29 protein-coding genes, 1 tRNA gene and 2 pseudogenes are annotated in these 24,288 nt (G+C 37.3%); 11 read left to right on the forward strand and 21 right to left on the reverse strand.

From position 1 onward, the window contains the following. The 3 genes from RR876_RS00005 to RR876_RS00015 form a co-directional block, all read left to right on the forward strand. Positions 1-258 (forward strand): FAD-dependent oxidoreductase (locus tag RR876_RS00005; RefSeq protein WP_332637057.1); only part of this gene is annotated, 258 nt, incomplete at its 5' end. 180 nt (positions 259-438) lie between these two features. Further along, a complete protein-coding gene (locus RR876_RS00010; protein WP_058869489.1) occupies positions 439-780 on the forward strand; it encodes a hypothetical protein in 342 nt (113 codons plus the stop codon). Positions 781-900: 120 nt separating this feature from the next. Further along, a complete protein-coding gene (locus RR876_RS00015) occupies positions 901-1,599 on the forward strand; it encodes a VIT family protein (protein WP_259234486.1) in 699 nt (232 codons plus the stop codon). A 288-nt stretch (positions 1,600-1,887) separates the two neighbouring features. On the opposite strand, the gene RR876_RS00020 is transcribed toward RR876_RS00015, so the two are convergent. Further along, entirely contained in the window at positions 1,888-2,664 is a 777-nt protein-coding gene (locus RR876_RS00020; RefSeq protein WP_332478446.1) for a TIGR03915 family putative DNA repair protein, read from the reverse strand. A gap of 1 nt (position 2,665) precedes the next feature. Further along, positions 2,666-3,925, reverse strand: a complete 1,260-nt coding sequence (locus RR876_RS00025; RefSeq protein ID WP_332478447.1) for a putative DNA modification/repair radical SAM protein — start codon at positions 3,923-3,925, stop codon at positions 2,666-2,668. Between the two features lie 206 nt (positions 3,926-4,131). On the opposite strand from RR876_RS00025, the gene RR876_RS00030 reads away from it, so the two are divergent. Beyond that, positions 4,132-5,184: a nitronate monooxygenase gene (locus RR876_RS00030; RefSeq protein WP_332478448.1), complete on the forward strand. Its 1,053-nt coding sequence runs from the start codon at positions 4,132-4,134 to the stop codon at positions 5,182-5,184. Between the two features lie 40 nt (positions 5,185-5,224). Here RR876_RS00030 and dusB read toward each other — a convergent pair whose 3' ends face one another. Then, a complete protein-coding gene (gene dusB, locus RR876_RS00035; protein WP_332478449.1) occupies positions 5,225-6,250 on the reverse strand; it encodes a tRNA dihydrouridine synthase DusB in 1,026 nt (341 codons plus the stop codon). Positions 6,251-6,400: 150 nt separating this feature from the next. Next, complete coding sequence (locus RR876_RS00040; RefSeq protein ID WP_332478450.1) at positions 6,401-6,907, reverse strand: cytochrome b/b6 domain-containing protein; 507 nt, start codon at positions 6,905-6,907, stop codon at positions 6,401-6,403. Between the two features lie 522 nt (positions 6,908-7,429). Between RR876_RS00040 and RR876_RS00045 the strand changes: the two genes are divergently transcribed. Then, positions 7,430-8,692, forward strand: a complete 1,263-nt coding sequence (locus RR876_RS00045; RefSeq protein WP_332478451.1) for a diguanylate cyclase — start codon at positions 7,430-7,432, stop codon at positions 8,690-8,692. 239 nt (positions 8,693-8,931) lie between these two features. Here the strand turns inward: RR876_RS00045 and RR876_RS00050 are convergent. The 3 genes and pseudogenes from RR876_RS00050 to RR876_RS00060 form a co-directional block, all read right to left on the reverse strand. After that, positions 8,932-9,128, reverse strand: a pseudogene (locus RR876_RS00050) (hypothetical protein). A 54-nt stretch (positions 9,129-9,182) separates the two neighbouring features. Then, positions 9,183-9,410: a hypothetical protein gene (locus RR876_RS00055; RefSeq protein ID WP_004980159.1), complete on the reverse strand. Its 228-nt coding sequence runs from the start codon at positions 9,408-9,410 to the stop codon at positions 9,183-9,185. Between the two features lie 106 nt (positions 9,411-9,516). Beyond that, positions 9,517-9,726 carry a cold-shock protein gene (locus RR876_RS00060; protein WP_004980161.1) on the reverse strand — a complete coding sequence of 70 codons (210 nt, stop codon included), beginning with the start codon at positions 9,724-9,726 and terminating at the stop codon, positions 9,517-9,519. A 432-nt stretch (positions 9,727-10,158) separates the two neighbouring features. Between RR876_RS00060 and RR876_RS00065 the strand changes: the two genes are divergently transcribed. Beyond that, on the forward strand, positions 10,159-10,740 hold the full coding sequence (locus tag RR876_RS00065) for a hypothetical protein (protein WP_332478452.1): 582 nt from the start codon (positions 10,159-10,161) through the stop codon (positions 10,738-10,740). Positions 10,741-11,123: 383 nt separating this feature from the next. Here RR876_RS00065 and RR876_RS00070 read toward each other — a convergent pair whose 3' ends face one another. Further along, positions 11,124-12,125 (reverse strand): zinc-binding alcohol dehydrogenase family protein, encoded by a 1,002-nt coding sequence (locus tag RR876_RS00070; RefSeq protein ID WP_332478453.1) that lies wholly within the window; start codon positions 12,123-12,125, stop codon positions 11,124-11,126. A gap of 99 nt (positions 12,126-12,224) precedes the next feature. Here RR876_RS00070 and RR876_RS00075 point away from each other — a divergent pair, with 99 nt between their 5' ends. Next, positions 12,225-12,596 carry a helix-turn-helix domain-containing protein gene (locus tag RR876_RS00075; RefSeq protein ID WP_332478454.1) on the forward strand — a complete coding sequence of 124 codons (372 nt, stop codon included), beginning with the start codon at positions 12,225-12,227 and terminating at the stop codon, positions 12,594-12,596. A 191-nt stretch (positions 12,597-12,787) separates the two neighbouring features. On the opposite strand, the gene RR876_RS00080 is transcribed toward RR876_RS00075, so the two are convergent. The 9 genes and pseudogenes from RR876_RS00080 to RR876_RS00120 form a co-directional block, all read right to left on the reverse strand. Beyond that, positions 12,788-12,864: transfer RNA gene (locus RR876_RS00080), tRNA-Met, on the reverse strand. A 97-nt stretch (positions 12,865-12,961) separates the two neighbouring features. Then, positions 12,962-13,249: a hypothetical protein gene (locus RR876_RS00085; protein WP_332477153.1), complete on the reverse strand. Its 288-nt coding sequence runs from the start codon at positions 13,247-13,249 to the stop codon at positions 12,962-12,964. Positions 13,250-13,326: 77 nt separating this feature from the next. Next, positions 13,327-13,452 carry a hypothetical protein gene (locus RR876_RS00090; protein ID WP_017397253.1) on the reverse strand — a complete coding sequence of 42 codons (126 nt, stop codon included), beginning with the start codon at positions 13,450-13,452 and terminating at the stop codon, positions 13,327-13,329. A gap of 89 nt (positions 13,453-13,541) precedes the next feature. After that, positions 13,542-13,826, reverse strand: coding sequence for a hypothetical protein (locus RR876_RS00095; protein WP_332477152.1), 285 nt, complete (start codon positions 13,824-13,826; stop codon positions 13,542-13,544). A gap of 259 nt (positions 13,827-14,085) precedes the next feature. Next, the gene (locus RR876_RS00100) at positions 14,086-14,379 is read right to left on the reverse strand and encodes a head-tail connector protein (RefSeq protein ID WP_183174464.1); all 294 of its coding nucleotides are present in this window, start codon (positions 14,377-14,379) and stop codon (positions 14,086-14,088) included. Between the two features lie 236 nt (positions 14,380-14,615). After that, a complete protein-coding gene (locus tag RR876_RS00105) occupies positions 14,616-15,104 on the reverse strand; it encodes a GNAT family N-acetyltransferase (protein ID WP_332477151.1) in 489 nt (162 codons plus the stop codon). Positions 15,105-15,246: 142 nt separating this feature from the next. Next, entirely contained in the window at positions 15,247-15,456 is a 210-nt protein-coding gene (locus RR876_RS00110) for a cold-shock protein (RefSeq protein WP_004693516.1), read from the reverse strand. A 276-nt stretch (positions 15,457-15,732) separates the two neighbouring features. After that, positions 15,733-15,948 carry a hypothetical protein gene (locus RR876_RS00115; RefSeq protein ID WP_332477150.1) on the reverse strand — a complete coding sequence of 72 codons (216 nt, stop codon included), beginning with the start codon at positions 15,946-15,948 and terminating at the stop codon, positions 15,733-15,735. Between the two features lie 264 nt (positions 15,949-16,212). Further along, positions 16,213-17,381, reverse strand: a pseudogene (locus RR876_RS00120) (type I restriction endonuclease). A gap of 408 nt (positions 17,382-17,789) precedes the next feature. Here RR876_RS00120 and RR876_RS00125 point away from each other — a divergent pair. The 3 genes from RR876_RS00125 to RR876_RS00135 all read left to right on the forward strand — a co-directional run bounded on the left by RR876_RS00125 (position 17,790) and on the right by RR876_RS00135 (position 19,979). After that, entirely contained in the window at positions 17,790-18,995 is a 1,206-nt protein-coding gene (locus RR876_RS00125; RefSeq protein WP_004980175.1) for a DUF1615 family protein, read from the forward strand. Continuing rightward, the gene (locus RR876_RS00130; protein ID WP_332477149.1) at positions 18,962-19,618 is read left to right on the forward strand and encodes an HAD-IB family hydrolase; all 657 of its coding nucleotides are present in this window, start codon (positions 18,962-18,964) and stop codon (positions 19,616-19,618) included. The genes RR876_RS00125 and RR876_RS00130 overlap by 34 nt, the downstream gene beginning before the upstream one ends. Positions 19,619-19,778: 160 nt before the next feature. After that, the gene (locus RR876_RS00135) at positions 19,779-19,979 is read left to right on the forward strand and encodes a hypothetical protein (protein WP_010326552.1); all 201 of its coding nucleotides are present in this window, start codon (positions 19,779-19,781) and stop codon (positions 19,977-19,979) included. A 36-nt stretch (positions 19,980-20,015) separates the two neighbouring features. Here the strand turns inward: RR876_RS00135 and RR876_RS00140 are convergent, their stop codons facing one another. Together RR876_RS00140 and RR876_RS00145 are read right to left on the reverse strand one after the other, a co-directional pair. Then, the gene (locus RR876_RS00140; protein ID WP_332477148.1) at positions 20,016-21,110 is read right to left on the reverse strand and encodes an acyl-CoA desaturase; all 1,095 of its coding nucleotides are present in this window, start codon (positions 21,108-21,110) and stop codon (positions 20,016-20,018) included. 14 nt (positions 21,111-21,124) lie between these two features. Beyond that, positions 21,125-22,192, reverse strand: a complete 1,068-nt coding sequence (locus tag RR876_RS00145) for a ferredoxin reductase (protein ID WP_332477147.1) — start codon at positions 22,190-22,192, stop codon at positions 21,125-21,127. Between the two features lie 139 nt (positions 22,193-22,331). Between RR876_RS00145 and fabR the strand changes: the two genes are divergently transcribed. Then, a complete protein-coding gene (gene fabR, locus RR876_RS00150) occupies positions 22,332-23,027 on the forward strand; it encodes an HTH-type transcriptional repressor FabR (protein ID WP_004693528.1) in 696 nt (231 codons plus the stop codon). A gap of 38 nt (positions 23,028-23,065) precedes the next feature. Here the strand turns inward: fabR and RR876_RS00155 are convergent, their stop codons facing one another. Next, the gene (locus tag RR876_RS00155; protein WP_332477146.1) at positions 23,066-23,881 is read right to left on the reverse strand and encodes an alpha/beta hydrolase; all 816 of its coding nucleotides are present in this window, start codon (positions 23,879-23,881) and stop codon (positions 23,066-23,068) included. 138 nt (positions 23,882-24,019) lie between these two features. After that, a complete protein-coding gene (locus tag RR876_RS00160) occupies positions 24,020-24,286 on the reverse strand; it encodes a PAAR domain-containing protein (RefSeq protein WP_332477145.1) in 267 nt (88 codons plus the stop codon). Between the last annotated feature and the right edge of the window lie 2 nt (positions 24,287-24,288).

The raw sequence follows: 24,288 nt of genomic DNA on the forward strand, positions 1-24,288 counted from the left end.
GAACATACGGTAGAGCTTGCAGGAATCTTTGTGCAAATTGGTTTATTACCAAACACCGATTTCCTCAAAGAAACAGCAGTTGAGCTTTCAAACCGTGGTGAGATTGTGATTAACGATCGCAACGAAACCAATGTCAAAGGTGTATTTGCCGCAGGTGACTGTACGACTGTGCCTTACAAGCAAATCATTATTGCCACCGGTGAAGGCGCGAAAGCATCATTGTCTGCTTTTGATTATATTATTCGTTCTGGCGTGTAATCCTCTCAGACGCTTCTCTGCTAAAGGCTTATAGGCAACTCAGCTTATAAGCCTTTTTATCACGCTGTTTTTTATAAAAAATTACATTTTTTTAACAATAATGCAGTCTGCTTTACATTCAAATTAGATTATATTTTGCCCAACCCCTACTTTTGGGTATAAAACGAAAAGGATATGAAAATGAATAAATTACTTATTGCTTTAGGTCTTGCTGCTGCTGTTGTTTTAGTGGGTTGTTCAAAAGAAAAAGCACCTGAAACAGGTGCAACGACAGGTGAACACCTTGAAAATGCTGCTGAACAAGCAGGTCATGATATTAACAAAGCTGCAAGTGAAGCCGTATCTGACACTCAAAAAGCTGCAGATGAAGCATCGGCTAAAATTGGTGCTGCCGCTGACGAAGCTGCTGCGAAAACTGAAGCTGCTGCTGAAGATGTTAAAAATGCCTCTAAAGAAGCAACAGCTCATGTTGCTGGTGCTGTAGAACAAGGCGCTGCTGATGTAAAAGAAAAAGCGCAATAATATTTCTAAGCTCAAAAAAGCCTCCCACTCGGAGGCTTTTTTATGGGCTGTGCTATAGTAGATGAAACTTGCATTATTAAATAAATCATAACTTTAAAACTTTGAGGATGATCTATCGTCATGTCCTATTCTCACCATATTGAACCTCATTTAATTCATCGTACTGGTTGGCTACGTGCAGCGGTTTTGGGTGCCAATGACGGCATCATTTCAGTGACCAGTTTGATTATGGGGATGGCAGCCAGTGGCGCAACCAGCCATACCTTACTCATCACGTGTATTGCAGGGCTCATTTCAGGTGCGAGCTCTATGGCTGCGGGTGAGTATATTTCGGTGAAGTCACAATCAGATATTGAAGAAGCCGACTTAAAACATGAAGCCCGAGAATTAGATAAAAACCCGCACTTAGAACTTAAAGAACTGACTCAAATTTATATACAACGTGGACTAGAACCCGAACTAGCACATGAAGTCGCAGTACAACTCAGCGCACATGATGCACTGTCTGCACATGCCCGTGATGAAATAGGCATCCATGAAAATACCAGTGCCAAGCCACTTGAAGCCGCGGGTTCTTCTGCCCTCGCCTTTTCACTAGGTGCTCTGTTTCCCATGCTGGCCATTCTCTTAAGCCCTCAAGGTTATCTGACTCAGTCAGTTGCTCTTACAGGGGTACTATCGTTGTTCGGTTTAGGCGCTTTAGCAAGTTACTTTTCTGGGACTTCTATGTGGACAGGCGCATTTCGTGTGACGCTATGGGGAATTTTTGCGATGCTGTTTGCCAGTTGGATTGGTTCACTATTTAATGTGCATGTTTAACGTCAACAACACGATACGCGATAGCAGGCTACCTATTAAAAATGTAAAAAAGCCCATGGATTGAATGGGCTTTTTTACTATTGAAAGCATCATTCATCATCAACTTTAAGCTTGCACATTTTTCTCTGAGCCACTACTCAGATGCACTATTACTGATGACCGAAGTACCATTCTACAGGTGCAACCGCTTATTTTTTAAGTAGCATGAATTGCTTAACGTCTGCTCTTCTTCATCATAGCGCCCAAAACGTCATAGAAATGATGAACCAACTCCCTGCTTACATCTCGCTAGATTGTTTTTTCATTCATATAACGCCAATAGCGTTTAGGAACATATTGCACATGTAGTTTGATATTTGTTCTTGCCTCGATGTTGATACTTTTAAAATAATCTTTCCATAACTGGTCATACAGCAGCTCATCATCATCTAATTCAACACTAAAGGACTGACTGTGTCCGACTTTGTGTGCATGATCAATTTGATCCACATCCATCTTCACCTGATGGACTGCTATCAGATCATAATAAATTCCAAAATTTCTTTTTTCATCATAAATCAACCATCTTTGATCTTGATATCGGTTTCTAAAATGCCGTTCTATCAGCGGTAAAACATTAAAATCCGGCTGTATCAGGCTTAAAAACAATCCATCCTGACATTTTTTAAAGCGAACAAAAGCTTCCATACGGTGCTTTTCTCTACCTACTTGTTTGGCCCACTGCGAAACAGCCAATACATCCATATGCGCATAATTACGATCTACTGCATGTGTATTTTTAAATACATAGATACAGAAATTAAAAAGATGTTGATGTGCCTGTTCCTGCTCAGACAGAAAGCAATAATAAAAAAATCGTAGACTCTCAACCGTAATTTTTTGCTTTAACCCTCGCCAAACTCGCTCTGCGTGTTCATCATTTGAAGCAACCTCAATACACTCATCAAACAAGCTGGCTTGGGAATTATTAGATGCAAGCTTGACATCAAAATCTTTAAACTGAAAGCTTCTATATACACAACTCAGTAGTCCAGTCATGCTTTGATCAAAGCGATATATGGACATACTAAAAACCGAAGCCCAGTTGAGGCGAAAGCTGTTTTTGGTATTTGGATTGCCCCGATTGCAAAATGTGCTGCCGAATCTGGTTCGCTTGTTGTTCTTTTTTAAACTTTGGCGTATCTGCACAGCGAATAAAATGCTGTGCCCGATTGTAAGCAATGCCCATACGCTTTAGTTGATCGATATGAATCTGCCCAAAACGACGAGCTTGCACAATTTTTTTAGCCGATTGAACACCTATACCCGGAACACGTAAAATCATACGATAGTCTGCATGTTGAATATCAACAGGGAAATGCTCAGGGTTACGTAATGCCCAACTTAGCTTCGGGTCGATGTCCAAATCTAAATTCGGATGCTGATCATTCACGATTTCCTGCGCATCAAAACCATAGAAACGCATAAGCCAATCCGACTGGTACAGCCGATTTTCTCTTAATAATGGCGGTGCAGAACCCACAACAGGAAGCATTTTTTCCTGTTTATTGATTGGGATATAGCCTGAAAAATACACCCGTTTGAGCTGATACACTTTGTAATGGTGATCTGCCATTAAAATAATATCTTTGTCTGTTTCTTGATATGCGCCCACCACCATCTGAGTGGTTTGTCCCGCTGGTACAAACTTCGGCACATGCTGAATCACACGCCGCTCATCCGTCAACTGAATTAAGCGATCACGTACAATACCTAAATCCTTTTGTACTTCTGCATGCGATTTTTCTGGTGCAAACTGTTTTAAACCAACTTCTGTCGGCATTTCCAAGTTAATACTCATGCGGTCTACATATAAGCCCGCCTCGGTAATAATCTCTTGGGAAGCACCAGGTATCGTTTTTAGGTGAATATAACCATTAAAGTTTTCTTCAAGACGTAACTTTTTCACCACTTGTAGCATTCGTTCCATCGTGAAATCAGCTGATTTAAAAATACCTGAACTGAGAAACAACCCTTCAATATAATTGCGGCGATAAAAGTTAATGGTTAAATCCACCACTTCTTGTACAGTAAAAGCGGCTCGTTTGACATCGTTAGAGCGTCTAGAAACACAGTAGGAACAATCAAAAATACAGACATTTGAAAATAGAATTTTAAGCAATGAAACACAGCGACCATCTTCTGTATAACTATGACAAATACCGTTTCCAGTATTCCCCAAACCTTTGCCTTTGTTCTTACGATTGCTACCACTGGACGAACAGGACACGTCATATTTAGCTGCATCAGCTAGAATCTGTAGCTTTTCACGGATACGATCGGTCATGACGATCCTCGGTAAAATCTAAAATAAAAGTATAAAAAATTTCAGACTAAAAGCATTGCCAATACACATACCCAACGACATGGCTTGTCGCTAAAAACCGAAAAATAAACGTGATTGCTTTAGATATTTTTCGAGAAAATACTGAATATTATTTGCCAATTTTGCAGTGCTTGGGCAAAGTGTCTATATGTAAAAGGAGCAAGTACATGTCTTTATTATTAGAACGTCTTGAAATTAAACATCCTATCTTCCTTGCACCGATGGCTGGTGTTTCTACACCAGAGCTTGCGGCGGAAATTTCGAATCAAGGCGGGCTAGGCTCACTTGGATTAGGCGCAAACACCGCGGAAGCCGCACGTAGCCAAATTTTAAAAACCCAAGCACTGACCGAACAACCTTTTCAAGTTAATTTCTTCTGTCATCAAAGTGTCGAACTTGATCCAACTATCGCACAAACATGGATTGATTTTGTAAGACCTCATTTTGAACAATACGATGCAGAACCACCTACTCAACTGCACTGTATTTATCCTAGCTTTTTGGACAATGATGACTTTTTAAATGTTGTACTTGACACTTGCCCTAAAGCCGTCAGTTTCCACTTTGGCATTCCCCATCCGCATCAAATACAGGCGCTAAAAGACGCTGGCATTTTAACCATGGTTTCTGCAACCAACCTAGCGGAAGCACGGGCCATTGAAGCAGCAGGAATTGATTTTATTATTGCTCAAGGCATAGAAGCAGGTGGACACCGCGGGATTTTTAATGAACATTTTGATAGTGCAATACGTACGATCGACCTCGTACAACTTCTGACGCAGCACTGTCGATGCCCGATTATTGCTGCAGGTGGCATTATGAATGGTACACAGGCTCAGCAGATGTTAAGTCTAGGTGCGTGTGCGGTACAGTTGGGGACAGCTTTCGTACAATGTAAAACATCGAATGCCAATGAGGCCTACCGTCATGCACTTTTCCATGAGCACATCACACAAATAAGTGCCAGTATTTCAGGTCGCCCTGCTCGCGGTTTACTCGGTCACTGGCATACCCATATTGATCTGCCGAACCGCCCTGCTGTTGCTGCTTATCCGTACTGTTATGATCTTGGAAAACAATTACATGCCGCAGCGACCAAACAAGGCGAACAAGGCTTTGGTGCATTTTGGGCAGGCACGAATGTTTCTCAAATTCGTGCCATGGAGGCCCCTGACTTAATTAACCAACTGTTGGTTGAAATGCAACAAGTCAGTTATTAAGTCATATTATTCACTCAAAGCTCCATAAATGGAGCTTTATTTATTTGATTTCCAGCAAATTGACCTGTTCAACTTGTACGTCATTCATGGTTTCACCATGAATGAGTAATTGGTCAAAGTAGTCAGCGACCACTTTAAATTGTTCAGTTGTACTTTCCACTTTGTACATGTTCTGACGAAACTCATTACTTGAACGTAAACCTTTGGTGTACCAAGCAATATGTTTACGTGCAATTCGGCAGCCAGAGTATTCCCCGTAAAATGTGTACAGTTCGGCAAGATGTCCAAGTAGAACTTCTTTTACTTCTTGAATACTTGGTGCAGCCAAATGTTCACCCGTCTCCAAATAATGTGCGATCTCACGAAAAATCCATGGACGCCCTTGCGCAGCGCGACCAATCATAATTGCATCTGCACCGGTATAATCGAGTACATATTTGGCTTTTTCTGGACTATCAATATCCCCATTGGCAACTACTGGTATATGAATGAGCTGTTTTACTTCTTTAATCAAATCATAACGAGCCGTGTTCAAATACATGTCTTCACGGGTCCGCCCATGCAATGCTAACGCAGCAATACCCGCCTCTTCCGCACGTTTCGCTACACGTAAGATATTTTCATGACCATTCAAAAAACCCAAACGAGTTTTAAGTGTTACAGGTACATCAACTGCAGCCACAACTTCATCCAAAATTCGAGCCACCAAGTCTTCGTCTTTTAAAAGTGCAGAACCCGCCAGCTTATTACAGACTTTCTTGGCAGGACACCCCATATTGATGTCCACTATTTGAGCACCATTTGAAACCTGATATCGTGCAGCTTCCGCTAACTCTTTGGGATCTGATCCTGCAATTTGTGCTGAAATAGGCGCCAACTCACCATCAAAATTAGCACGATATAAGCTTTTTTTACTCATCCGTAACGTTTGGTCTGATGTCATCATTTCACTGACAGCATGCCCTGCACCAAAGTATTTGCACAGAGACCTAAATGGACGGTCAGTTACGCCTGCCATAGGAGCCACAATCAAATTATTTGACAGTTGATACGGACCAATATACATATGAATTCATCACTTTTTCGACTGGCACAGTATACTGCATCTACACTTTCGGCTCATCTTTTATCATGTGTTCTGTGACTATGAAATACTCATAATATAAAAAATCCAGACGAATCTAAGAGGTAACCATCAGGTAGCCTCTAAATCACATCATTTTTTAAAAAGCATATTTTTTAAGACATTATCTTTGAAAATGAAGTGGTGAATCAATGCCGCGCAAGCATGTAAACCCACTAGTGCAATAAAGAGATTCCCTAAAAATTGATGCGCATCTGCAATAGAGTCACTCCCCCAAACAGTGCTCAAAAGCGGTAAATTTAACGATAAAACTTTGAAATTATCAGTAAAACTGGATAATGTCATCCAACCCGCAATTGGAACAATACATAGGCTTAAGTAAAGGAAAAATCTGACCATTTTAAATAACACTATTTGGTAAGAATTAATTATTTCAGTTTTAGGAATACTTTTTCTATACAGAAAAACAAAACTCAATCTCAAGAAAAATAGAATAAATATTAAAATTCCACCTGCAACATGAATCTGGCCTTTCCAGTCTGTTATTGTGGGATCACCTGCGGTCAGATACACCATTGCAACTAAAGCAAAGGTAATCCAATGCATGATTATTATAGGTTTTGGATAGTTATTCTTCATCGATTTTCCTAATTTTTAAATATTTTTATAAAACGGAGCTGTTAAAAAAAGCTTAAACGAAAAATGTAAAGAAAAATAGAATGCTCTGCTTTTTTATTCAGGCTAGGCTTGACTTAAACCTTAAAAATCAATTGCCTGCCTATCCTCTATTTCCAATTTCTTGTAGATTTAAGTATTTTTAAAGCACAATATCCTTCATCTCTTCAGATATTACTTACATTCTTTGTAAAACTTCTGGTTGAACATTTGTACTACAGCATTTTTTCTAATCACAATGCTCTGCTATCTTGACTTTATTATATCGTCCATAACAATAGACGTAATACCCTTTAAAAGATTCCATAAATTCATCGATAATTGCATCTTCAAGTACCTGACAAAGGTAACCATATAAATAATTTTATAGACTATTGATTATATTGTATAAATTATAAATCAGCATTATTCATTAATTTAAAGCCTAATTTATGATATTAATAAGAATAGGTACAACAATAAAGAAACATAGTGATTCACTCCAATATGCCTCAATATTCTGAACACAAAAAATTAACAGCGACTGAATTAAATAGTTTAATGGCTATGGCTATTCAGCAATCATTTAATGCGATCGTCATTACAGATGCATGTTTTAAGAATAATGGCCCACACATACTTTTCTGCAATCCAGCATTTTGTGAAATGACAGGTTATAGCGAAGAAGAGTTAATTGGACAATCGCCTCATATTTTGCAAGGGCCTGAGACAGATCTAACCGTGATTCAGGAATTAAAAGATTGCATATCTAATGGACTATTTTTCCATAACAATACGATTAATTATCGCAAAGATAAAACACCGTACGCTGTAGAGTGGAACATCTCCCCGATTAAAACTGAAACAGGTGAAATCACCCATTTTGTATCCGTTCAACGAGATATCACGGAAAAAAACGAAAGTCTTAAATATCAAGCGATGCTGGTTGCAGCGATCAATACAACACCCGATACGATAGTGATCACGGATGATCAAGCTAAAATTAAATTTATGAATCATGCCGCAGAGGAACTCTCGGGCTACACCCTAGCAGATTTAAAAGATGAACCTATCACAAAATTATATCCACATGATCAAAAGCTGATAGAACTACAAAGAATAAAAAATCAGGATATTGAAAATAAAGACCACGTATATGAAAAGCATTTCTTAGAGCTCGTTTCATCCCCTCTAAAAGACCGTAATGGCACAATTACACACAATGTGAGTATCGGTAGAAATATTAATCATCATATCGAGATTAAGAGTCAACTTGAAGAGTGGGCCAATTACGACAGTTTGACGAGCATTTTTAATCGTCGCTATGGTGAACATCTTCTAGATACCATTCAAAAAGACATGTGCAATGAAGATAACGCTTGCTGCGTGTTATTGGCTGATATCGATTACTTTAAAACCATTAATGATACTCATGGTCATGCATTAGGAGATGCGGTCTTACAACAAGTCATACATGAGCTCTCCAAAAATTTGCGTAGTAAGGACACTCTCATTCGTTGGGGAGGAGACGAAATATTAATCGTATTACCAAGTATCAAACTAGATTCAGCTTTGAAAATGGCTGATCGACTACGCACAGTCATTGAATCTTGTAAGTTTCCGAGGATTGAAGAAGTGACTATGTCCTTTGGAGTAGTGACTTGGAAAAGGAAAGAGCTTAAAACAACTGTTCTACGAAGAGCAGACGAGCAATTATATCTTGCTAAAGCAAATGGTCGTAACTGTATATTTCCAAACTCAGTACCTTAAGCTAAAATCCATTTATAGGGACAAAAGGCTTCAACCTGTACATTTACAAAATATTTTTTGCTAAGAATGCATTTTAGCTATGTCATTAAACTACTCATTAACCAACTTGTTCTGTATGACATAGCCCTCTTCAAATTATCTAAATAACTGTTTTATAATTCAAATAGATTTGAGGAGGAATGATTGGGTTGGTTAAGATATTGTAGTATTAGTCATCATGAGCAAATAAAAAATAACGTTCAGATTAGCTTGAAAATTTTACCGCTATTTAGACTTTGGAAGAACATTTCAAAACCAGGACGAATATCTTCGCCCTCAACGGTGATATATCTTAAATTTGAATGTAACTTTGTGCTGTAGGATTTTTATCTACAGTCGCCTGAATAGAGTATTCAGTATCGAATTGATCTTTGACAGTAACATTTTTCTTTAACATTTTTTCTATACCTATAATATTAATTCATTTAAAAAAATATAATCAAATATTTAGTTAGGCAACTTTATAGTTAAATTTAAATAATTGATTTAAAGCGGTATAAAATGTTCTACCATCTAAATTTAAGTCTACTTCGATTCCAGACTGAAGCAACACTCGCTTACCCACTTCAATAGATTTCAATCCATCACGGGTATTTTGCATTTTATTTAGAGGAATTAGCGAGACTATAATTTCAGTACCATTTGAAGATTTAGCAATTAATGTATTAAGTTTTTTCAAATTTCACCAGTTTTTTTCATATATTCCACCAAGGAATAAATATTTAATTAATAATTTTTGGTCATTAAAAAAGCACTATTCAGTGCTTTTTTATATTTAATGCTTCTTATAAAGCAACAATATTTACAGCATTTGGGCCTTTTTGACCTTGCTCTATGCTGAATGACACTTTTTGGCCTTCATGCAATGTTTTAAAACCTGAACTAGCGATTTCGCGAAAGTGAGCAAAAACATCTGGGCCAGATTCTTGTTGAATGAAACCAAAGCCTTTAGTTTCATTAAACCATTTAACTGTACCGGTAACTGTAGTAGACATAATATATCCTGCTGAATTTCAATAATTTTAGTCAAAAAGAAATGACTAGTGTAACTTTGAAAATAATAAAAGTGGAGCTTAAGATCTGAAACAACGGAGGATTATGACTAAAACTGCGATACTTAAAGAAGATTTACTAAACATTACTTTTTTCTAGTTAGGCCAATTATACATGAAATAAATAAATATTCAAGTTTTTTATAGCTGTCATAAATTTTAATTATATTATGTGTTTCCTGCAATGAATTGAGACGTCCTTAAAAATAGAAGTTGTAGCATCTAAAAAAGCCCTAGTCACGCGCTGAGCCTTAGAATAGCTTGAACCAAAAAATTGAGGCTAGAGGTGAAATTTCAAACGTTTCGCATAAGGTGTACTATGTTTATTCTGGATAAATAAAATAGCCTTTAAATAAAGTTTTTTTAGGATCAATAATGAATAAGAAAGTTAAAGTAATCTTTTGCATCGCCCTGCTCTCAAATTTAGGAGCATGTGTTGGCAATATGAACCCTACAGGCGGCAATGGTAGGCCTGATTATCCCTATTACATCACGACACAACCAATGATCGTGAAAAAAATCAATGTACCTATAGGCACAAAACTAGAATATGAAGAACAACATTTTAAATCAGGCCAACAAGATTCATTACTGAACGAAAAAAAACTCATCAGCATTTCCTTCCCAGAAGATAAATCAATGAATTGGGCTGGTGTACCCATTGGTTTTATTCACAAATATTTTAACTCAGAAATGAAAGGCTTCAGCGTTTATGCACGTTTCAACCAACTCCCAAGCAATAAGCAGACACGCTTTTCTCAACTTTGGCAGAAATGTAGTGATGACTTAGGCATCCGTGTTAAAAATACGGATGATTGGACATTCAATCTCAATAATATCGCGGATGTAGACAGTTGTAGTGTGAATTATCAACGATACTTTAAAGATAACATTCAACAACAAAATTATCTTGATCAGCTTTACCAAGAAATGCAAAAAGCAGGAACAGTGAATTAGCACTTGGGTATTCAAATAATCACAATTATACGAAATCCCACGCACCTAAGATTTTTAATACTCGCAAAATACTGTTTTGATTTAACTCAAATAAAAATAAAGCGCTACATGGCGCTCTATCTAGACTTATGGTGAGGATAATATATTAAATCAGCGTTGTGTGTTTCATTTTTCACCCCATCAAAAAAGAATGGATTGAAAAAATTATTCTAAAGGTTCTTTGTTATATGTGTAAGAGAGTGAAACAGATTTCAAAAAGAGGAAAGCCATCCTAGTGCGCTGAACCCTAGAATGGCCTTGCTCAGAATATTGATCCTAAATGTATAATTTCAAGTGTTTAACTTAAAAATTAACCCACTTATTTAAGCTGAGCTTAAAAATAATTAAAAGCCTTCCAAAACAATTTTTCCTTTCGCTCGACCAGATTCAATCAGCTCATGAGCTAGTTTTAAATTTTGTGCATTAATTTTGCCTAAAGTCTGATTCAGTGTGGTTTTAATTTTATGGTTATCCACCAGTTCTGCAACCTGATGTAATAGCTGAGATTGTTGTTCAATATCTGTTGTATTGAACATTGAACGTGTAAACATGAACTCCCAATGTACAGAAACCGACTTAGACTTAAACTCACCGATATCTAGTGATTTCGGATCATCAATTAAGCCAAACTTACCTTGTGGAGCAATAAGCTTAGAAATTTGATGAAGATACGTTTCTGTTTGATTGGTTGAAAAAATATATCGAGGTGCATCTAAACCCAATGCTTTGATTTGCGTGTTTAAATCTTCTGTATGATCGATGACATAGTCAGCCCCTAAAGACTTAACCCATGCTTTAGTCTCTTCCCTAGATGCTGTAGCAATAACTTTTAAATTTGTCTTCGCTTTGAGTAATTGAATTGCAATAGACCCTACACCTCCAGCGCCTCCAATCACTAAAATATTATCAGATTTGTCTAAATCAACATTGAAACGATCAAATAACATTTCCCACGCCGTAATAGCAGTTAATGGCAGTGCAGCAGCTTCAGCATCACTCAGACTTTGAGGTTTTAAGCTAACAATACGCTCATCGACTGCTTGATATTCAGCATTACTCCCATCCCGAGTTAAATCACCTGCATACCAGACCTGATCTCCGACTTTAAAATGTTGCACGCCAGAACCGACTTCAACAACCTCACCCACTGCATCCCATCCTAAGATACGCGTGTTGCCTACTGCTACTGGGTTTCGTCTAACCTTAGTATCGACAGGGTTAACCGAGATCGCTTTGATTCTAACCAACAAATCCTGGTCTTTTAAGCTCGGCATCGCTTTTTCAATATCGACCAGTGGATTTTGAAATCCATGATCCATACCGTCAATATAAGAAATAGCCTTCATTTACTTGTCCTCTTGTTTTGTTATTTGAGTTTACTTAATATTCTTTTTTAAGTTATACAGACAAATTCGTCTTATAGTTACCAAAAGGATACTATTGAAATGGGTAAGCTAAAACATTCGCGTTTTGATTGCACACCAGGATGTTCTGTTGAAGCTGCCATAGGCTTACTTGATGGTAAATGGAAGAGTATTATCTTATGGCATTTATTAGAAGATGATGTTTTAAGGTTCAATGAACTGAGGAAGAAAATTCCAAATGTCACTCAAAAAATGCTCACTAGACAATTACGTGAACTTGAGGAGGATCAACTGATTCTACGAAAGGTTTATGCCGTTGTTCCACCTAAAGTAGAATATCGATTATCTACACTAGGCACTTCATTAGCACCTATTTTGGTTGCATTAAAACAATGGGGTGATAAAAATATTGATTTATTTGGGAAACCCATTATGCCTTTAGAATCAGAATAAAGCTTTATCCTTTTTTACGTTACTTACAGCTCTAACATTTTCTATAAATACTGTAGTTTCATTGCTTACACACCATTCCAGTGACTTGTATAAAAATTACGTTCTTATAAACCGATACGAATGAAATTAACCAGCCATAAAAAAAGCCTAATCTGTGGAGACTAGGCTATAAACTTTAAATCTTTTTTCGTTGGTAGCGGGAGCTGGATTTGAACCAACGACCTTCGGGTTATGAGCCCGACGAGCTACCAGACTGCTCCATCCCGCATCAACGAGTTAGCTTTATACGCCCTTAACACCCACAAAGCAAACTTTATTTGCAATATAAGCAGTTATTACATAAGCAGCATACAAAATACTAGTGTTTAACCAATGCTTGCTTCAGTGATAAAAGCTGGATGTGAGGCTCTATAAATGCTTAATCTTCTTTTTTCACTTTCTAAAAATGACTTAGGCTCTTCAGACCATATTGATTTCCTTGAATCAAGACCCGAATGACTTAAAGCCCAATCAGAAACTGTACTATATGCAAAAGTATTATCAGCAAAAACTAATTTTGTCTTCCTTCCTACACTACTTATAAAAACTTTATGTGTAGGCAATGAACCAAATGTACTAATTTGGGTGTAAATGTATTTATAGGTTTCAGACATAGAAAAAAGTACTTAAATGACAGCACTACTATACCATTTTAACTCTTGAAAAAGCCCACCATTTGGCGAGCTTTTTCTTACTGATCTTTATCCATGGAATGTGGCGTTGTAGTTTTATCCTGCTCTTTCGTATCTGTATCTCTTTTTTGGCATGCCGTTAATCCCAGCATTAAAACTAAACTTACTATTGCAAATATTTTCATCATTTTTGCCTAGCACAATTTAAAAATATAATTTATCAAAATCTAGAGATTTCAATGTTTAATTTATGAAACAATATTATTTTCTTTCTTCACAGATTAGGCACTTGGGCATTTAAAACTTTATGTGCCCAATGAATAAATTTTTCCTTTTCATGGAAATGTGGAATATTTAATAAATGAATATGAGTAATCTCACCAAAATTACCTGAGATTTTATTTGGTGCCAAAACAAGAAAATCCCTCTTATCCCCCACATGTAACTCCCTAAAAAATTCCATAACCTTAAAATGAAGATTCAGAGCAGTGAATCCTTCTCTTTCAATTAGAAAGTCATAGATTTGACTAAGTACATGTAATTCAAATTTTTTATTCATGGTCTATTCTTCTCATATTTATTTTAACAATCGGTATAATCTAACCTAATTTTTTTCTTTGTTAAAGTAGATAAAAAACCCAGCCTCTGGAGAATCAATAGAGCTGGGTTAATGAAACATCATTGTTAAATTTTATTTTATTCTTGAAATCGATTTTAACGTACAAAACCATTTAATGCAAATGATTCTCAATTATAATTATATTAATTTCAAATATAGCATCCTTAAAGGTAAACATTGATACATATTATTATCTACATCATCTATCAACAGTGGGCTTGCGATATAGGTTTAACAAAGAGAGTACAGGTATCGGCAAGTAGTTACCATTCACAGAAACCTCTCCCCCATCTTTTCTGTGCTGTTCCCAGTATTCGATTAATAATAAAGCAGCTTGTTTAATGGCAGATGGGTATTCCGATCCAAAATTATCTGTTATGTAATTTTTAATTATAGCGTCAGCAGCAACAATAAAGCTTTTTAATGAAACATCATTGCTATCATCGGCATAGTGTAAGTGACGCTTCACTTCATTTAATTCAACAATACTCATAGATCACTCCATTTTTCCGAGTTAGCTTAAAAGTTTTCATCACTAAACTCGTTTCTAGAGTCTTTTTACCGTGTCATAACGAATATCACTATGTCACCCTCAGTCCTATTTTCATCTCAATTACATCCCCATTGAAATCCCTTTATCTAGGGATTTTTCTGCTATTCTTAATGAATCACTTAAAACATTTCTTACAAAAAAATTGAATTTGTTGATACGATTTTTAAATTAGCCATTCAGGCTAAAAAAGCTAAATCTTTTCGATCTGTTTTTAAATAAACTTCAGGTGCACTATATAAATCAGAGATAATTGCAACTTCTTGAGCACCTAACAAATCTTCATAAATTTTTCTTGCGAAGTTATTCACGCCTGTCGTCACCAGTACGCTTTTTATCTTCTGACTTCTTTGCAATAATTCATTCTCAACATCCTTAAGCGACTCTATAATTAGTTTTTTGCTTAATCCCAAACCTTGAAAATCTGGATGGATCGCTATTTGATCTAGTTCCAGTATCACTTCCTCTCGAAAGCCAGACTTTTGAGCCCAAAAAATATAGCCAACCGTTTTATCAGACACGATTACGTGACAAAAAAACCGAGGATAAGCCGCAAGTGTTGATGCTATCCATTGCTTAGAATCTGCTTGACGTATAAATGATTTGTGATGAATTTCTGAGATGTCTGTTAAATCATTTTGATGTGCTTTTCTAACTAATTTTTCCATGAACTCATATCGTTATCTGTTTAACTGAAGATTCTATCAATCCCTAAAGGCAGCGGAATTACAGGGTCTTAACAACAAATAGTAAACAAGCTGCCATTAAAAAACCCGCTAACTGAAGCGGGTTTTTTAATTCACAATATTCTTAGATTACTGTGATAGAGCTTGCTTGAGGGCCTTTCTTGCCAGCTACAATCGTAAACTGAACACGTTGACCTTCATTCAACACTTTGAAACCGTTTGATTGGATTTCGCTAAAGTGTGCAAAAACGTCTTCTCCAGTATCGCTAGAAATAAAACCAAAGCCTTTAGTTTCATTAAACCACTTAACGGTACCAGTTGTAATGTTTGACATAAATATTCTCTTAAATTTTGAAAAATATAAGAATTAATCTTTTAAATCATATACATCGGATAAACCGCAGAGTTGAAACAATTGCGAAATAACTTCAGTAAATACAATAAAATAAATAATTCAGATACACTATCACTATAAGCTTTTTGGCGTGCAATAGATAGACCTTAGCATATTATTTTATTGCTCCCCTAACACCACATGAAATGCTTTTTTATCCATATTGATAAGAAAATCTTCACTAAAGGCGAATAAAGCTTATTTACCCACTTCTAGCTAGTTTTTCTTTCCTAAAATCAACTCAACTTGATGAGTAACATCCCATATTTTCATTTCTGCATGTCGCCAAAAATTAAAGACTTGATCACCCTTAACATACTTTTGCTTGATATAGCTTGATGATTTATTTGGATCTATTTCTTTTGCATTAAATCGCATTTTATTTAAAACAACTATTTGACCATCCAAGTCGCCACCAATACAGATATTCATATTGTTCTGCCTACTGAGTAACAATTGAACTATAACACAAATAAAAAGCCTACTTTTTGATAAGCTTTTGAGGCTTGTTATCGAGCCTCTGGCTGTATACAACAAACCCTTAGTTGATCGAAAATTAGAAACATCATTTTGATATCTTTGCACGACGGTCCACGCCCAAAGGTGACTTGTAATGACAAAGTAAGGTCTATCCTATCTCTTAAGCGTGGAGTTTTATTGTGCTATGAAAAAGCCACTTATAAAGTGGCTTTTCTATTAGGAATTAGATGCCCTTTTAAAGTTGTCATCATTACTACAGTAATCCAAGCAATCTTTTAAAATGCCTACGGCTCTATATATGTGTTCAGGTTTATCTAAAAAAACTTGACCATTATTTTGCACTTCCAATCCTGCTCGCTCTAACTCTTTTTTTCGATAGTCATCAATTGCTACTGCAAACTGAATGGTTGGTCTCTTACGATTTACATCATATCTAAATAACCAACGATTATTTTTATTCTGAAACAGCACGCTAAAATAGCTTTCTGTATCCTTAGCAACCAATTCAACTTCAGGAAAGAGCTCTGTCACAATACGACTTAATTCCTGTTCATCAACAGTAGTCACAATTCTTTCATTTTCAGAGTTAACAATGTCAGCTAGCACTGAGCTTTCGGGTACAATCTCAATAGTCTCCTCTACTTTTTGTTCAACTGGCTGGGCAGTAATAATTGTAGGCGAAGATAGTCCTTTAACAACGGTGTCACTAATTGACTGCTCGACAGCTTGTTTTACAAAAGGCTGAATTGACTCTAAGAATTTAGTGTTTAATTGACGAGGAATACTTGCTTGCTGAGCCACATAGCGAACAAAATCAATATCAACTTCATTAATACTTCTTTTTATTACAGTTTTAAACTGCTGGATATATTGATTTTCTTCAGCAAAAAAGCGTAGCTTTTCTACATGAAAATTATCATGTTTAAACTCAGCTAGCTGTGTTAAATCCTCGGCTTTGTTCTTCGTAAAATCAACTGTTAAAAATGGCTTATCATCCATTACATTTGGATTAATTAAATCAGTAAAAAATCTCCATTCTTTACCATTTGTGATCGCGCCAATGGTCACCCCTAAACAACTGTTAAAATACCTAGATAGCTGCGGAGCATGATTCGTTAAGTTAGCAACATAAGGTTTTGCTTCAATAAACATTACAGGTTGCCCATTACAGTAAAGTGCATAATCAACTCTTTCTGTAGATTTCACACCTGGAAAATCAGCTGCAAATTCTGCAAGTACCTTGGTCGGATCATAAGGGCTAAAACCTAAAATATCTAATAAAGGAAGGATTAAAGCCTGTTTAGTTGTTTCTTCTGTAGTACAGTGGCCCCTACTTTTTTCACATGTTCAATATGGCTTCTTAGTCTATTAATAAAATTTTCCATATTCCCCTCATTATTATTACAAGTATATTTTTTGATCTAATTTTAGATCTTAACCCTTTTACTTTATTTTTCAAATATTAATTTAAATTTGTTTTTATAATGTCATTACAGTCTATTCGTTGAACTATTTTGTGCTTGATTTATTAAAAAAGAATTTAAAAAAATGGATGCGCCATAAGTTAAGCTCTTCTCAATCTATTTAGCAAATTTTGCACCACAATAAAACCAATAACAGGCTGAATAATATTCATTATTCTTAATAATCGAACCCACCTGCCATCGGAACAACAATCAAATGATTTGACAGTTGATACTGACCAATATACATATAAATTCATCACTTTTTCGACCGACATAGTATACTTCACCTGCTGTTTCGGCTCACCTTTTGTCATGTGTTCTCTGTTTATGAATAAAAAGCTGTTTCTTTCTTCTGGTTTAAAAACACTAAGTGTCTTGGCCATATCTATAGGCTTAACCGCCTGCGGTGATCGTTCATGGTGGACAGATGATGAGCCTAAGCTCAATGCTGAACAAATCGCACGCATCATTCCCGGACGCGTAAATGACCGCCGTTCATGGGCTGAAGATATTTATGATATTTCAGAACAGTTTGGTATTCCTCAAAATAAAGAGAATATGTGTTCGATCATTGCCGTGGTTGATCAAGAGTCTAACTTTGTTGCAGATCCACAAGTTTATGGTTTGGGTGAAAAAGCGGTTAAAGAAGTCCAAGATCGTTTAGATGAGAAATTTAAAGATAAATTAGGTGATGCCATTGGTGGCACGATTGCGGGTTATTTCCAACAGGTCTTAAAAGAGCAGCCAAGCCCTGAAGATAACTATTTAAGTCAAATGCGCCGCGTTAAAACAGAACGTGAACTGGATGAACTGTACCGTGAAATTTTTGACTATATGTCAAAGCACTATCACGTCAGTGCACTCACAGGTGCAGCGAAACTTGTTGGTCAGGACGTGGGCGAAAAAATGAATCCGATTACCACGTTGGGTTCAATGCAAGTGCATATCGGCTATGCCAAAGACAATAAACGTGAAGGTGGCAGTATGGCTGACTTACGTACCGACCTTTATAGCCAATATGGTGGTCTGTACTACGGCATTCACCGACTGATGATGTACCCTGCTGACTATGACAAACCGCTCTACCGTTTTGCCGACTATAACTCGGGCATGTACTCAAGTCGAAATGCAGCCTTCCAAAGTATGTTAAATGACTTAACTGAAGCAGAACTTGATTTAGACGGTGACTTGTTACTTTATGGCAAAGATGGCTCACCTAAATCTGCAAAGAGTCAATCAGAGCGTGAACTCATCAGTGTTTTTGCTCAGCACAATATTTTGGTTACTCCGCGTCAAATTCGCTCTGATCTGAAAAAAGAGAAAGAGAAAAAATTTGAAGATACAGCAACCTATCGCGCTGTGGCTAAGCTTTATCAAGAGGTCACTAAAAAAGAACCTTTCTATGCCATGATGCCAGAAGTTGTCATTTCTGGTCCAAAGCTCAGCCGTGACTATAATACCAACTGGTTTGCCACTCGTGTCAATGGACGTTATCAAACATGCATGCAACGTGCAAAGCGCATAAAAATCTAGCCTTATTTGACTTTGATGGCACCCTGTATGACAAAGACAGTTTTACGGGGTTCATCTTCTATGTACATTCAAAACGGCATATTGCCCTACAAGGCTTAAAAGTTCTGCCTTATATTCAAAGTTATTATTTGGGTTTTTATCCTGCCCATCATATGCGCTCTAAGCTTTTCCATGCGATGTTTAAGCAAGCTGAAGTAAGCGAAATTGACGCTTATGCAAAACGCTATGCTGAGCTCTTAATCAAAGGACTCAACCCAGCACTCTATAGCCAACTGAAGCAACACCAAAGTTTGGGTGATGATGTGGTTTTAGTCTCCGCCTCAATTGATATCTATTTAAAATATGTGTGTGAAATACTCTCAATCGATCTGATCTGCACCCAAGTTGAACAAGACCAACAACGCTATACAGGGCGTTATCTGACTGCAGACTGTAGCTGTGACTACAAAGCTCAACGTATCCAAGAAAAATATGAGCTAGATAATTATCATGCCGTTTATGCTTATGGAAATAGTATTGAAGACAGACAAATGTTGTCTTTGGCTGATTTTAGCTATTTGGTAGGGACAGATTTAAGTCTTCCCGACTTGTCAAAAACATCAATTCATCGTCAAATAAGCTAACTATTAAGCATAGATTAATAATTAAGCATATTAATTTTTTGAAAATATTTATTATTAAAATTCAGTATGTTTTATTTACCAAAAAATATATTTATGATAAATTTTGCCTAATAAAAATATTTTGAGAACCATTCTACTTAAATTATAAAAAGGCATCAGTATGGAACAGTTATCTCCACCCAAGTATGTCAAAGGTCTTTCGATCAAATTCGGTGAAAGTCCCTTTGTATTATTGGCGCAGTTCGCTTTTAATGCTTCAAAACAAAAATGGTTAAAACACGAAATTGAACATGTGCTCAATATCGCCAAACAAGGTGATTACAATCATCTGGTAAAGACATTACGTCAATTTAGTAAATAACAAAAAAAGCCACTTCAAATGAAGTGGCTTTTTTACTTACTTTTTAAAGGGAAACGCATATTTCACAATACGTTTGATGACGCTACCATACTGTTTTACTAGGCTGGCATTGTTATAGTTAATGCCATACTTTTCACACACCGCTTGTACTTTCGGTGCCATTTTACGGTAACGACGCGCGGGTACATCTGGATATAAGTGATGCTCAATTTGATGACTTAAGTGCCCTGTCAAAATATGGAATGCTTCTGAACCGGTTAAATTCGACGAACCACGAATTTGGCGCATGTACCAGTGACCACGGCTTTCATTTTCCAGTACTTTTTTCGGGAAAACTTCCACGTCTTTGGTGAAGTGTCCACAAAAAATTACACTAAATGTCCACATATTACGGATACCATTTGCAACCAAATTTCCCGTAAATACAGGCAACGCCGCAGGTCCTGAAATGAGTGGGAAAAACACATAATCTTTAAACAATTGTTTACCAATTTTGCGCTGCATAGGTTTCCATTCGGCTAAAGTCTGCGCTTTGCTTTTACGCCCCTTGAAGTATTTGCCTAATTCCAAGTTTTGGATAGCAACGCCCCATTGGAACAACAAACAAAATGGAATGCTATAAATCGGTTGCAATAAAAAGCCTGGTTTCCAACGTTGTTCAGGGAATAATCGAAGCAGACCATAGCCAATGTCATCATCCATACCTTTAATGTTGGTATAGGTATGATGCTTGTAGTTATGGGTCTGACGCCAATTGTCTGCTGTACCTACGATGTCCCACTCATAGTTTTGACCATTAAACTTAGGGTCATTCATCCAGTCATATTGACCGTGCATTACGTTGTGACCCAACTCCATGTTTTCCATAATCTTGGCAAAACTCAGCAAGCCCGTGCCCAACACCCATGCAGGTGGGAACCAACCTGCAAATAAACATGCACGACCTGCAATAGATGCATAACGCACCGCTGCATAGACACGACGAATATATTGCGCATCTTTCTCGCCAATATCATCCAGTACTTCTTGCTTAATGGCATCTAGCTCACGTGCAAGTTCATCTAACTCAAATGTCGTTAACTCACGATTCTTCGGGTTTTTAAAATATTCAACTTTAACAGGCATATTCATTGTATTTATTCCCCTTATAAATCAACAATAAGATCGGTTTGTGCCGTGTTGACACAGATTTTTAGAAAATTTCCAGGCTCAGAATTTTGTGCACCATTGACCAAGTTTTTGGTCGAACCTTCAACTTTGTTGCAGGCACATTTGTTACAGATTCCCATACGGCAGCCATGTTGAGGCTTCACATTTTGCTGTTCCAAACTTGCAAGAATGGATTGGCCTTTTGGAATGCTTAAAATTTTCTTCGACTTTGTTAAGGTAATATTCACAAAACCAACATCATCATTTGCAAATGGACTCATGCTAAACGCTTCAGTTTTTAAGGTGTTAGCATGAGCGAAAAGCTGCTCAACCGTAGCCACAAAACCTGAAGGGCCGCATGCATATACCGTTGCATTTTCAATCTGATCCAGTCCAGACACATGATTTTGATTTAAACGCTCACCTTCATCTGACTCTTGGGTATATAACATACTGAATGTGAAGTTTGAATATTGTGCCGCCAACTGCTCAAAATATGCTTTGAAAGCTGCATCAGTATGCTTTTTCACCCAATACATCAAATGTACAGGCTGCTTTTTAAGCTTGGTGGTCTTCTCTAAACGTTTCAGTAAACTCAGCATGGGGGTAATACCACTGCCCGCAGCAAGTAAAATTAACTGTTGATCATTTACAGTCAATTGCATATCGCCATAAGGCTGGCCGAACTCTAAAACGTCGCCGATTTGAGCCTGTTCACATAGCCAATGACTTGCCTTGCCTTGGTCTACTTTTTTCACATTTAGCAAGACATGTTGTGCATCAATCTGAGTCAAACTATAGGTACGTTCATAACGTACGCCTTGAACCACGACATATACAGGATGGTGTTGTCCCGCTTGCCCCATTTGAAAGTGACGGTTGGTTTGCAGCGTCAAACTCACCATATCGTGTGCAACTTGCTCTTTTTTTACCACTTTACCCAAAGCTTGGTGTATCGACCAAAGTGGGTTAATTTTTTGAAGCCAAAAGTTAGCTGTGTGTCGGTCTATAACACTCTCAGCATACTCAGTTAAAGGAGATTTAGTTTTTTCAAGGATCTGCATAGTAAAGGACCACGCCATAGATTTTGAATTATTATACACATGTATATATATTTGTATATATATTCTGATTGTTTCGTTTTGTTTCACAATGTCGACCAGTGGGCTATAATGAACCGATTGATTTAATTGCTTGATAAATATGACACCGACCACCATTCAAACCCATACAACCAACACAGAGCATGAAGCTTCAAAAAAACATGCACCAGTGCTTGCACGTAGTGTTGGTCGAAAAGCAACGATTACAAAAGATGAACTGTTTCAAGCTGCTTTAAATTTGATTGGTCCTGAAAAAAGTATTGCATCCTTAAGCTTGCGTGAAGTCGCACGTGAAGCAGGCATTGCGCCGAATAGTTTTTATCGTCATTTTAAAGATACCGATGAACTGGCAATCGAGTTGATTGAACGTGCAGGTGTTGTGCTACGCCAAATTTTGCATGAAGCACGGATTAAGGCCATTCGCCAAGAAAGTATTATTCGTAGCTCAGTCGAAGTTTTCATTGAACAACTAGATGCGGATGATGGCAACTTAAGCCTGCTATTACGCGAAGCATATACCGGTTCCGCATCTTATAAAAATGCGGTCGAAAGACAGTTGAATTATTTCCAGCAAGAACTCAAAGATGATTTAATTCGTTTAGAACGTTTAAATAATAGCAAACTCTTCCACCCTGAATTGGTGTCCATGGCAATCACCCAATTGGTTTTCAATATGGGTGCCAAAGTGATTGATATGCCAAGTGTAGAGCGTAAAAAAATGGCTGAACAAACCATGATCATGATTCGCATGATTTTGGAAGGTTCACGTCATCTGGATGAAGCGATGATTCGCTAATCTTTTATTACACCCAACAGATTCGCTGAAATATCTTATTATTTGTTTCGTCGTTGTTTTTCAATGAGCTGGTGCACAAATTCAGCGGTCTGTTTCGGTTGTTCCAGCGGAAACATATGCCCGCCTTCAAGCACACTATAGTCGATCGCATAGGTTTTTTTCATCCCTTGGGGTAACCCTTGCTTGTAGAAATGGCTATCTTTTGCAGTCAGTACATGAATCGGCATACTCGGTGCTTTGCGTGGGGTACGCCACCACCATGCAGGCACTGTCCTGAAGATCTCTGCTTCAGTATGTTTGGGAATGGTTAGCGTCACCCCATTTCGAGTCGGATCACTTTTTAAACCACACTCTATAAAGTCCGCAAAACACTGTTCATCAAAGTCTTTAAAAATACGATTCGGTCTGAGCGCCTGACTGGCCTGCTCAATACTTTCCCAATGATCACGACGTTTGACGGTCACCGCAGCTGGGGTAAGTTTTTCAATGGACTTTGATCCCAGCTTTTGTAAAGCTTCAAATAAAAAGGCCTTGGAACCAATCACAAACGGTGGGTCCATGATAATCACTTGCGAAAACAACTGTGGTTTTTTATAGGCCGCCATAAGTGTGAGTAAAGAGCCAAAAGAATGCCCTAAACCAATCACGTGTTGCCGTGGAAACTGCTGTTCAATATCTGAAATAACTTGATCTACCAATGCTTCCCAACGGTATTCCACAGGATAGCGCGGATCTAAACCAATCATCGGGATCGCTTTAACATCAAAATCTTTATTTAAAAACTGGAAGAATTTTTGATAGCTGCCCGAGGGAATACCGTTTGCATGGGTAAAGTGTAAGGCTGGTTTGCTCATGTCATTCAGATCTATGTTTTATAGCCTATTTACCATAATCGTTTTTCAATCTAAACGAAATGGCGCAGGATGAATGCTAAGTCATGGACTTTGATCACTTCGGCCAATTTTTAAAAATATTCTGGGATAGATCTAAGATCACTTTGCAGAAACAGTTAAGTTCTGATTACCTAAAAAAGTAGCGCCACAGTTGGTTTTGTCTCCGGCAATCACCACAGCACGCCCCAAGACCGTTGTACTCTGATCTGCTGCAATCGCAGAAACCACCATTCGACACTTTGGACAAAAATGCTTCATTCCATTTAAATGCACAGCAATGCTATTGATCACAAAACTGTTTTCGCACTCAGTGACTATGCCACCATGTGATGTTTTTGAACCCATTGTTACTAGAGCTTTAGACATAA

Origin of the sequence: Acinetobacter sp., assembly GCF_036666595.1 — a bacterium.
Classification (GTDB): Bacteria; Pseudomonadota; Gammaproteobacteria; order Pseudomonadales; family Moraxellaceae; genus Acinetobacter.

Excerpts from the sequence above, each read along its gene's own strand:
- RR876_RS00010 (WP_058869489.1), top strand. The coding sequence starts at position 439 with ATGAATAAATTACTTATTGCTTTAGGTCTTGCTGCTGCTGTTGTTTTA.
- RR876_RS00015 (WP_259234486.1), top strand. The coding sequence starts at position 901 with ATGTCCTATTCTCACCATATTGAACCTCATTTAATTCATCGTACTGGT.
- RR876_RS00020 (WP_332478446.1), bottom strand. The coding sequence starts at position 2,664 with ATGTCCATATATCGCTTTGATCAAAGCATGACTGGACTACTGAGTTGT.
- RR876_RS00025 (WP_332478447.1), bottom strand. The coding sequence starts at position 3,925 with ATGACCGATCGTATCCGTGAAAAGCTACAGATTCTAGCTGATGCAGCT.
- RR876_RS00030 (WP_332478448.1), top strand. The coding sequence starts at position 4,132 with ATGTCTTTATTATTAGAACGTCTTGAAATTAAACATCCTATCTTCCTT.
- dusB (WP_332478449.1), bottom strand. The coding sequence starts at position 6,250 with ATGTATATTGGTCCGTATCAACTGTCAAATAATTTGATTGTGGCTCCT.
- RR876_RS00040 (WP_332478450.1), bottom strand. The coding sequence starts at position 6,907 with ATGAAGAATAACTATCCAAAACCTATAATAATCATGCATTGGATTACC.
- RR876_RS00045 (WP_332478451.1), top strand. The coding sequence starts at position 7,430 with ATGCCTCAATATTCTGAACACAAAAAATTAACAGCGACTGAATTAAAT.
- RR876_RS00060 (WP_004980161.1), bottom strand. The coding sequence starts at position 9,726 with ATGTCTACTACAGTTACCGGTACAGTTAAATGGTTTAATGAAACTAAA.
- RR876_RS00065 (WP_332478452.1), top strand. The coding sequence starts at position 10,159 with ATGAATAAGAAAGTTAAAGTAATCTTTTGCATCGCCCTGCTCTCAAAT.
- RR876_RS00070 (WP_332478453.1), bottom strand. The coding sequence starts at position 12,125 with ATGAAGGCTATTTCTTATATTGACGGTATGGATCATGGATTTCAAAAT.
- RR876_RS00075 (WP_332478454.1), top strand. The coding sequence starts at position 12,225 with ATGGGTAAGCTAAAACATTCGCGTTTTGATTGCACACCAGGATGTTCT.
- RR876_RS00085 (WP_332477153.1), bottom strand. The coding sequence starts at position 13,249 with ATGTCTGAAACCTATAAATACATTTACACCCAAATTAGTACATTTGGT.
- RR876_RS00090 (WP_017397253.1), bottom strand. The coding sequence starts at position 13,452 with ATGAAAATATTTGCAATAGTAAGTTTAGTTTTAATGCTGGGATTAACG.
- RR876_RS00095 (WP_332477152.1), bottom strand. The coding sequence starts at position 13,826 with ATGAATAAAAAATTTGAATTACATGTACTTAGTCAAATCTATGACTTT.
- RR876_RS00100 (WP_183174464.1), bottom strand. The coding sequence starts at position 14,379 with ATGAGTATTGTTGAATTAAATGAAGTGAAGCGTCACTTACACTATGCC.
- RR876_RS00105 (WP_332477151.1), bottom strand. The coding sequence starts at position 15,104 with ATGGAAAAATTAGTTAGAAAAGCACATCAAAATGATTTAACAGACATC.
- RR876_RS00110 (WP_004693516.1), bottom strand. The coding sequence starts at position 15,456 with ATGTCAAACATTACAACTGGTACCGTTAAGTGGTTTAATGAAACTAAA.
- RR876_RS00115 (WP_332477150.1), bottom strand. The coding sequence starts at position 15,948 with ATGAATATCTGTATTGGTGGCGACTTGGATGGTCAAATAGTTGTTTTA.
- RR876_RS00125 (WP_004980175.1), top strand. The coding sequence starts at position 17,790 with ATGAATAAAAAGCTGTTTCTTTCTTCTGGTTTAAAAACACTAAGTGTC.
- RR876_RS00130 (WP_332477149.1), top strand. The coding sequence starts at position 18,962 with ATGCATGCAACGTGCAAAGCGCATAAAAATCTAGCCTTATTTGACTTT.
- RR876_RS00135 (WP_010326552.1), top strand. The coding sequence starts at position 19,779 with ATGGAACAGTTATCTCCACCCAAGTATGTCAAAGGTCTTTCGATCAAA.
- RR876_RS00140 (WP_332477148.1), bottom strand. The coding sequence starts at position 21,110 with ATGAATATGCCTGTTAAAGTTGAATATTTTAAAAACCCGAAGAATCGT.
- RR876_RS00145 (WP_332477147.1), bottom strand. The coding sequence starts at position 22,192 with ATGCAGATCCTTGAAAAAACTAAATCTCCTTTAACTGAGTATGCTGAG.
- fabR (WP_004693528.1), top strand. The coding sequence starts at position 22,332 with ATGACACCGACCACCATTCAAACCCATACAACCAACACAGAGCATGAA.
- RR876_RS00155 (WP_332477146.1), bottom strand. The coding sequence starts at position 23,881 with ATGAGCAAACCAGCCTTACACTTTACCCATGCAAACGGTATTCCCTCG.
- RR876_RS00160 (WP_332477145.1), bottom strand. The coding sequence starts at position 24,286 with ATGTCTAAAGCTCTAGTAACAATGGGTTCAAAAACATCACATGGTGGC.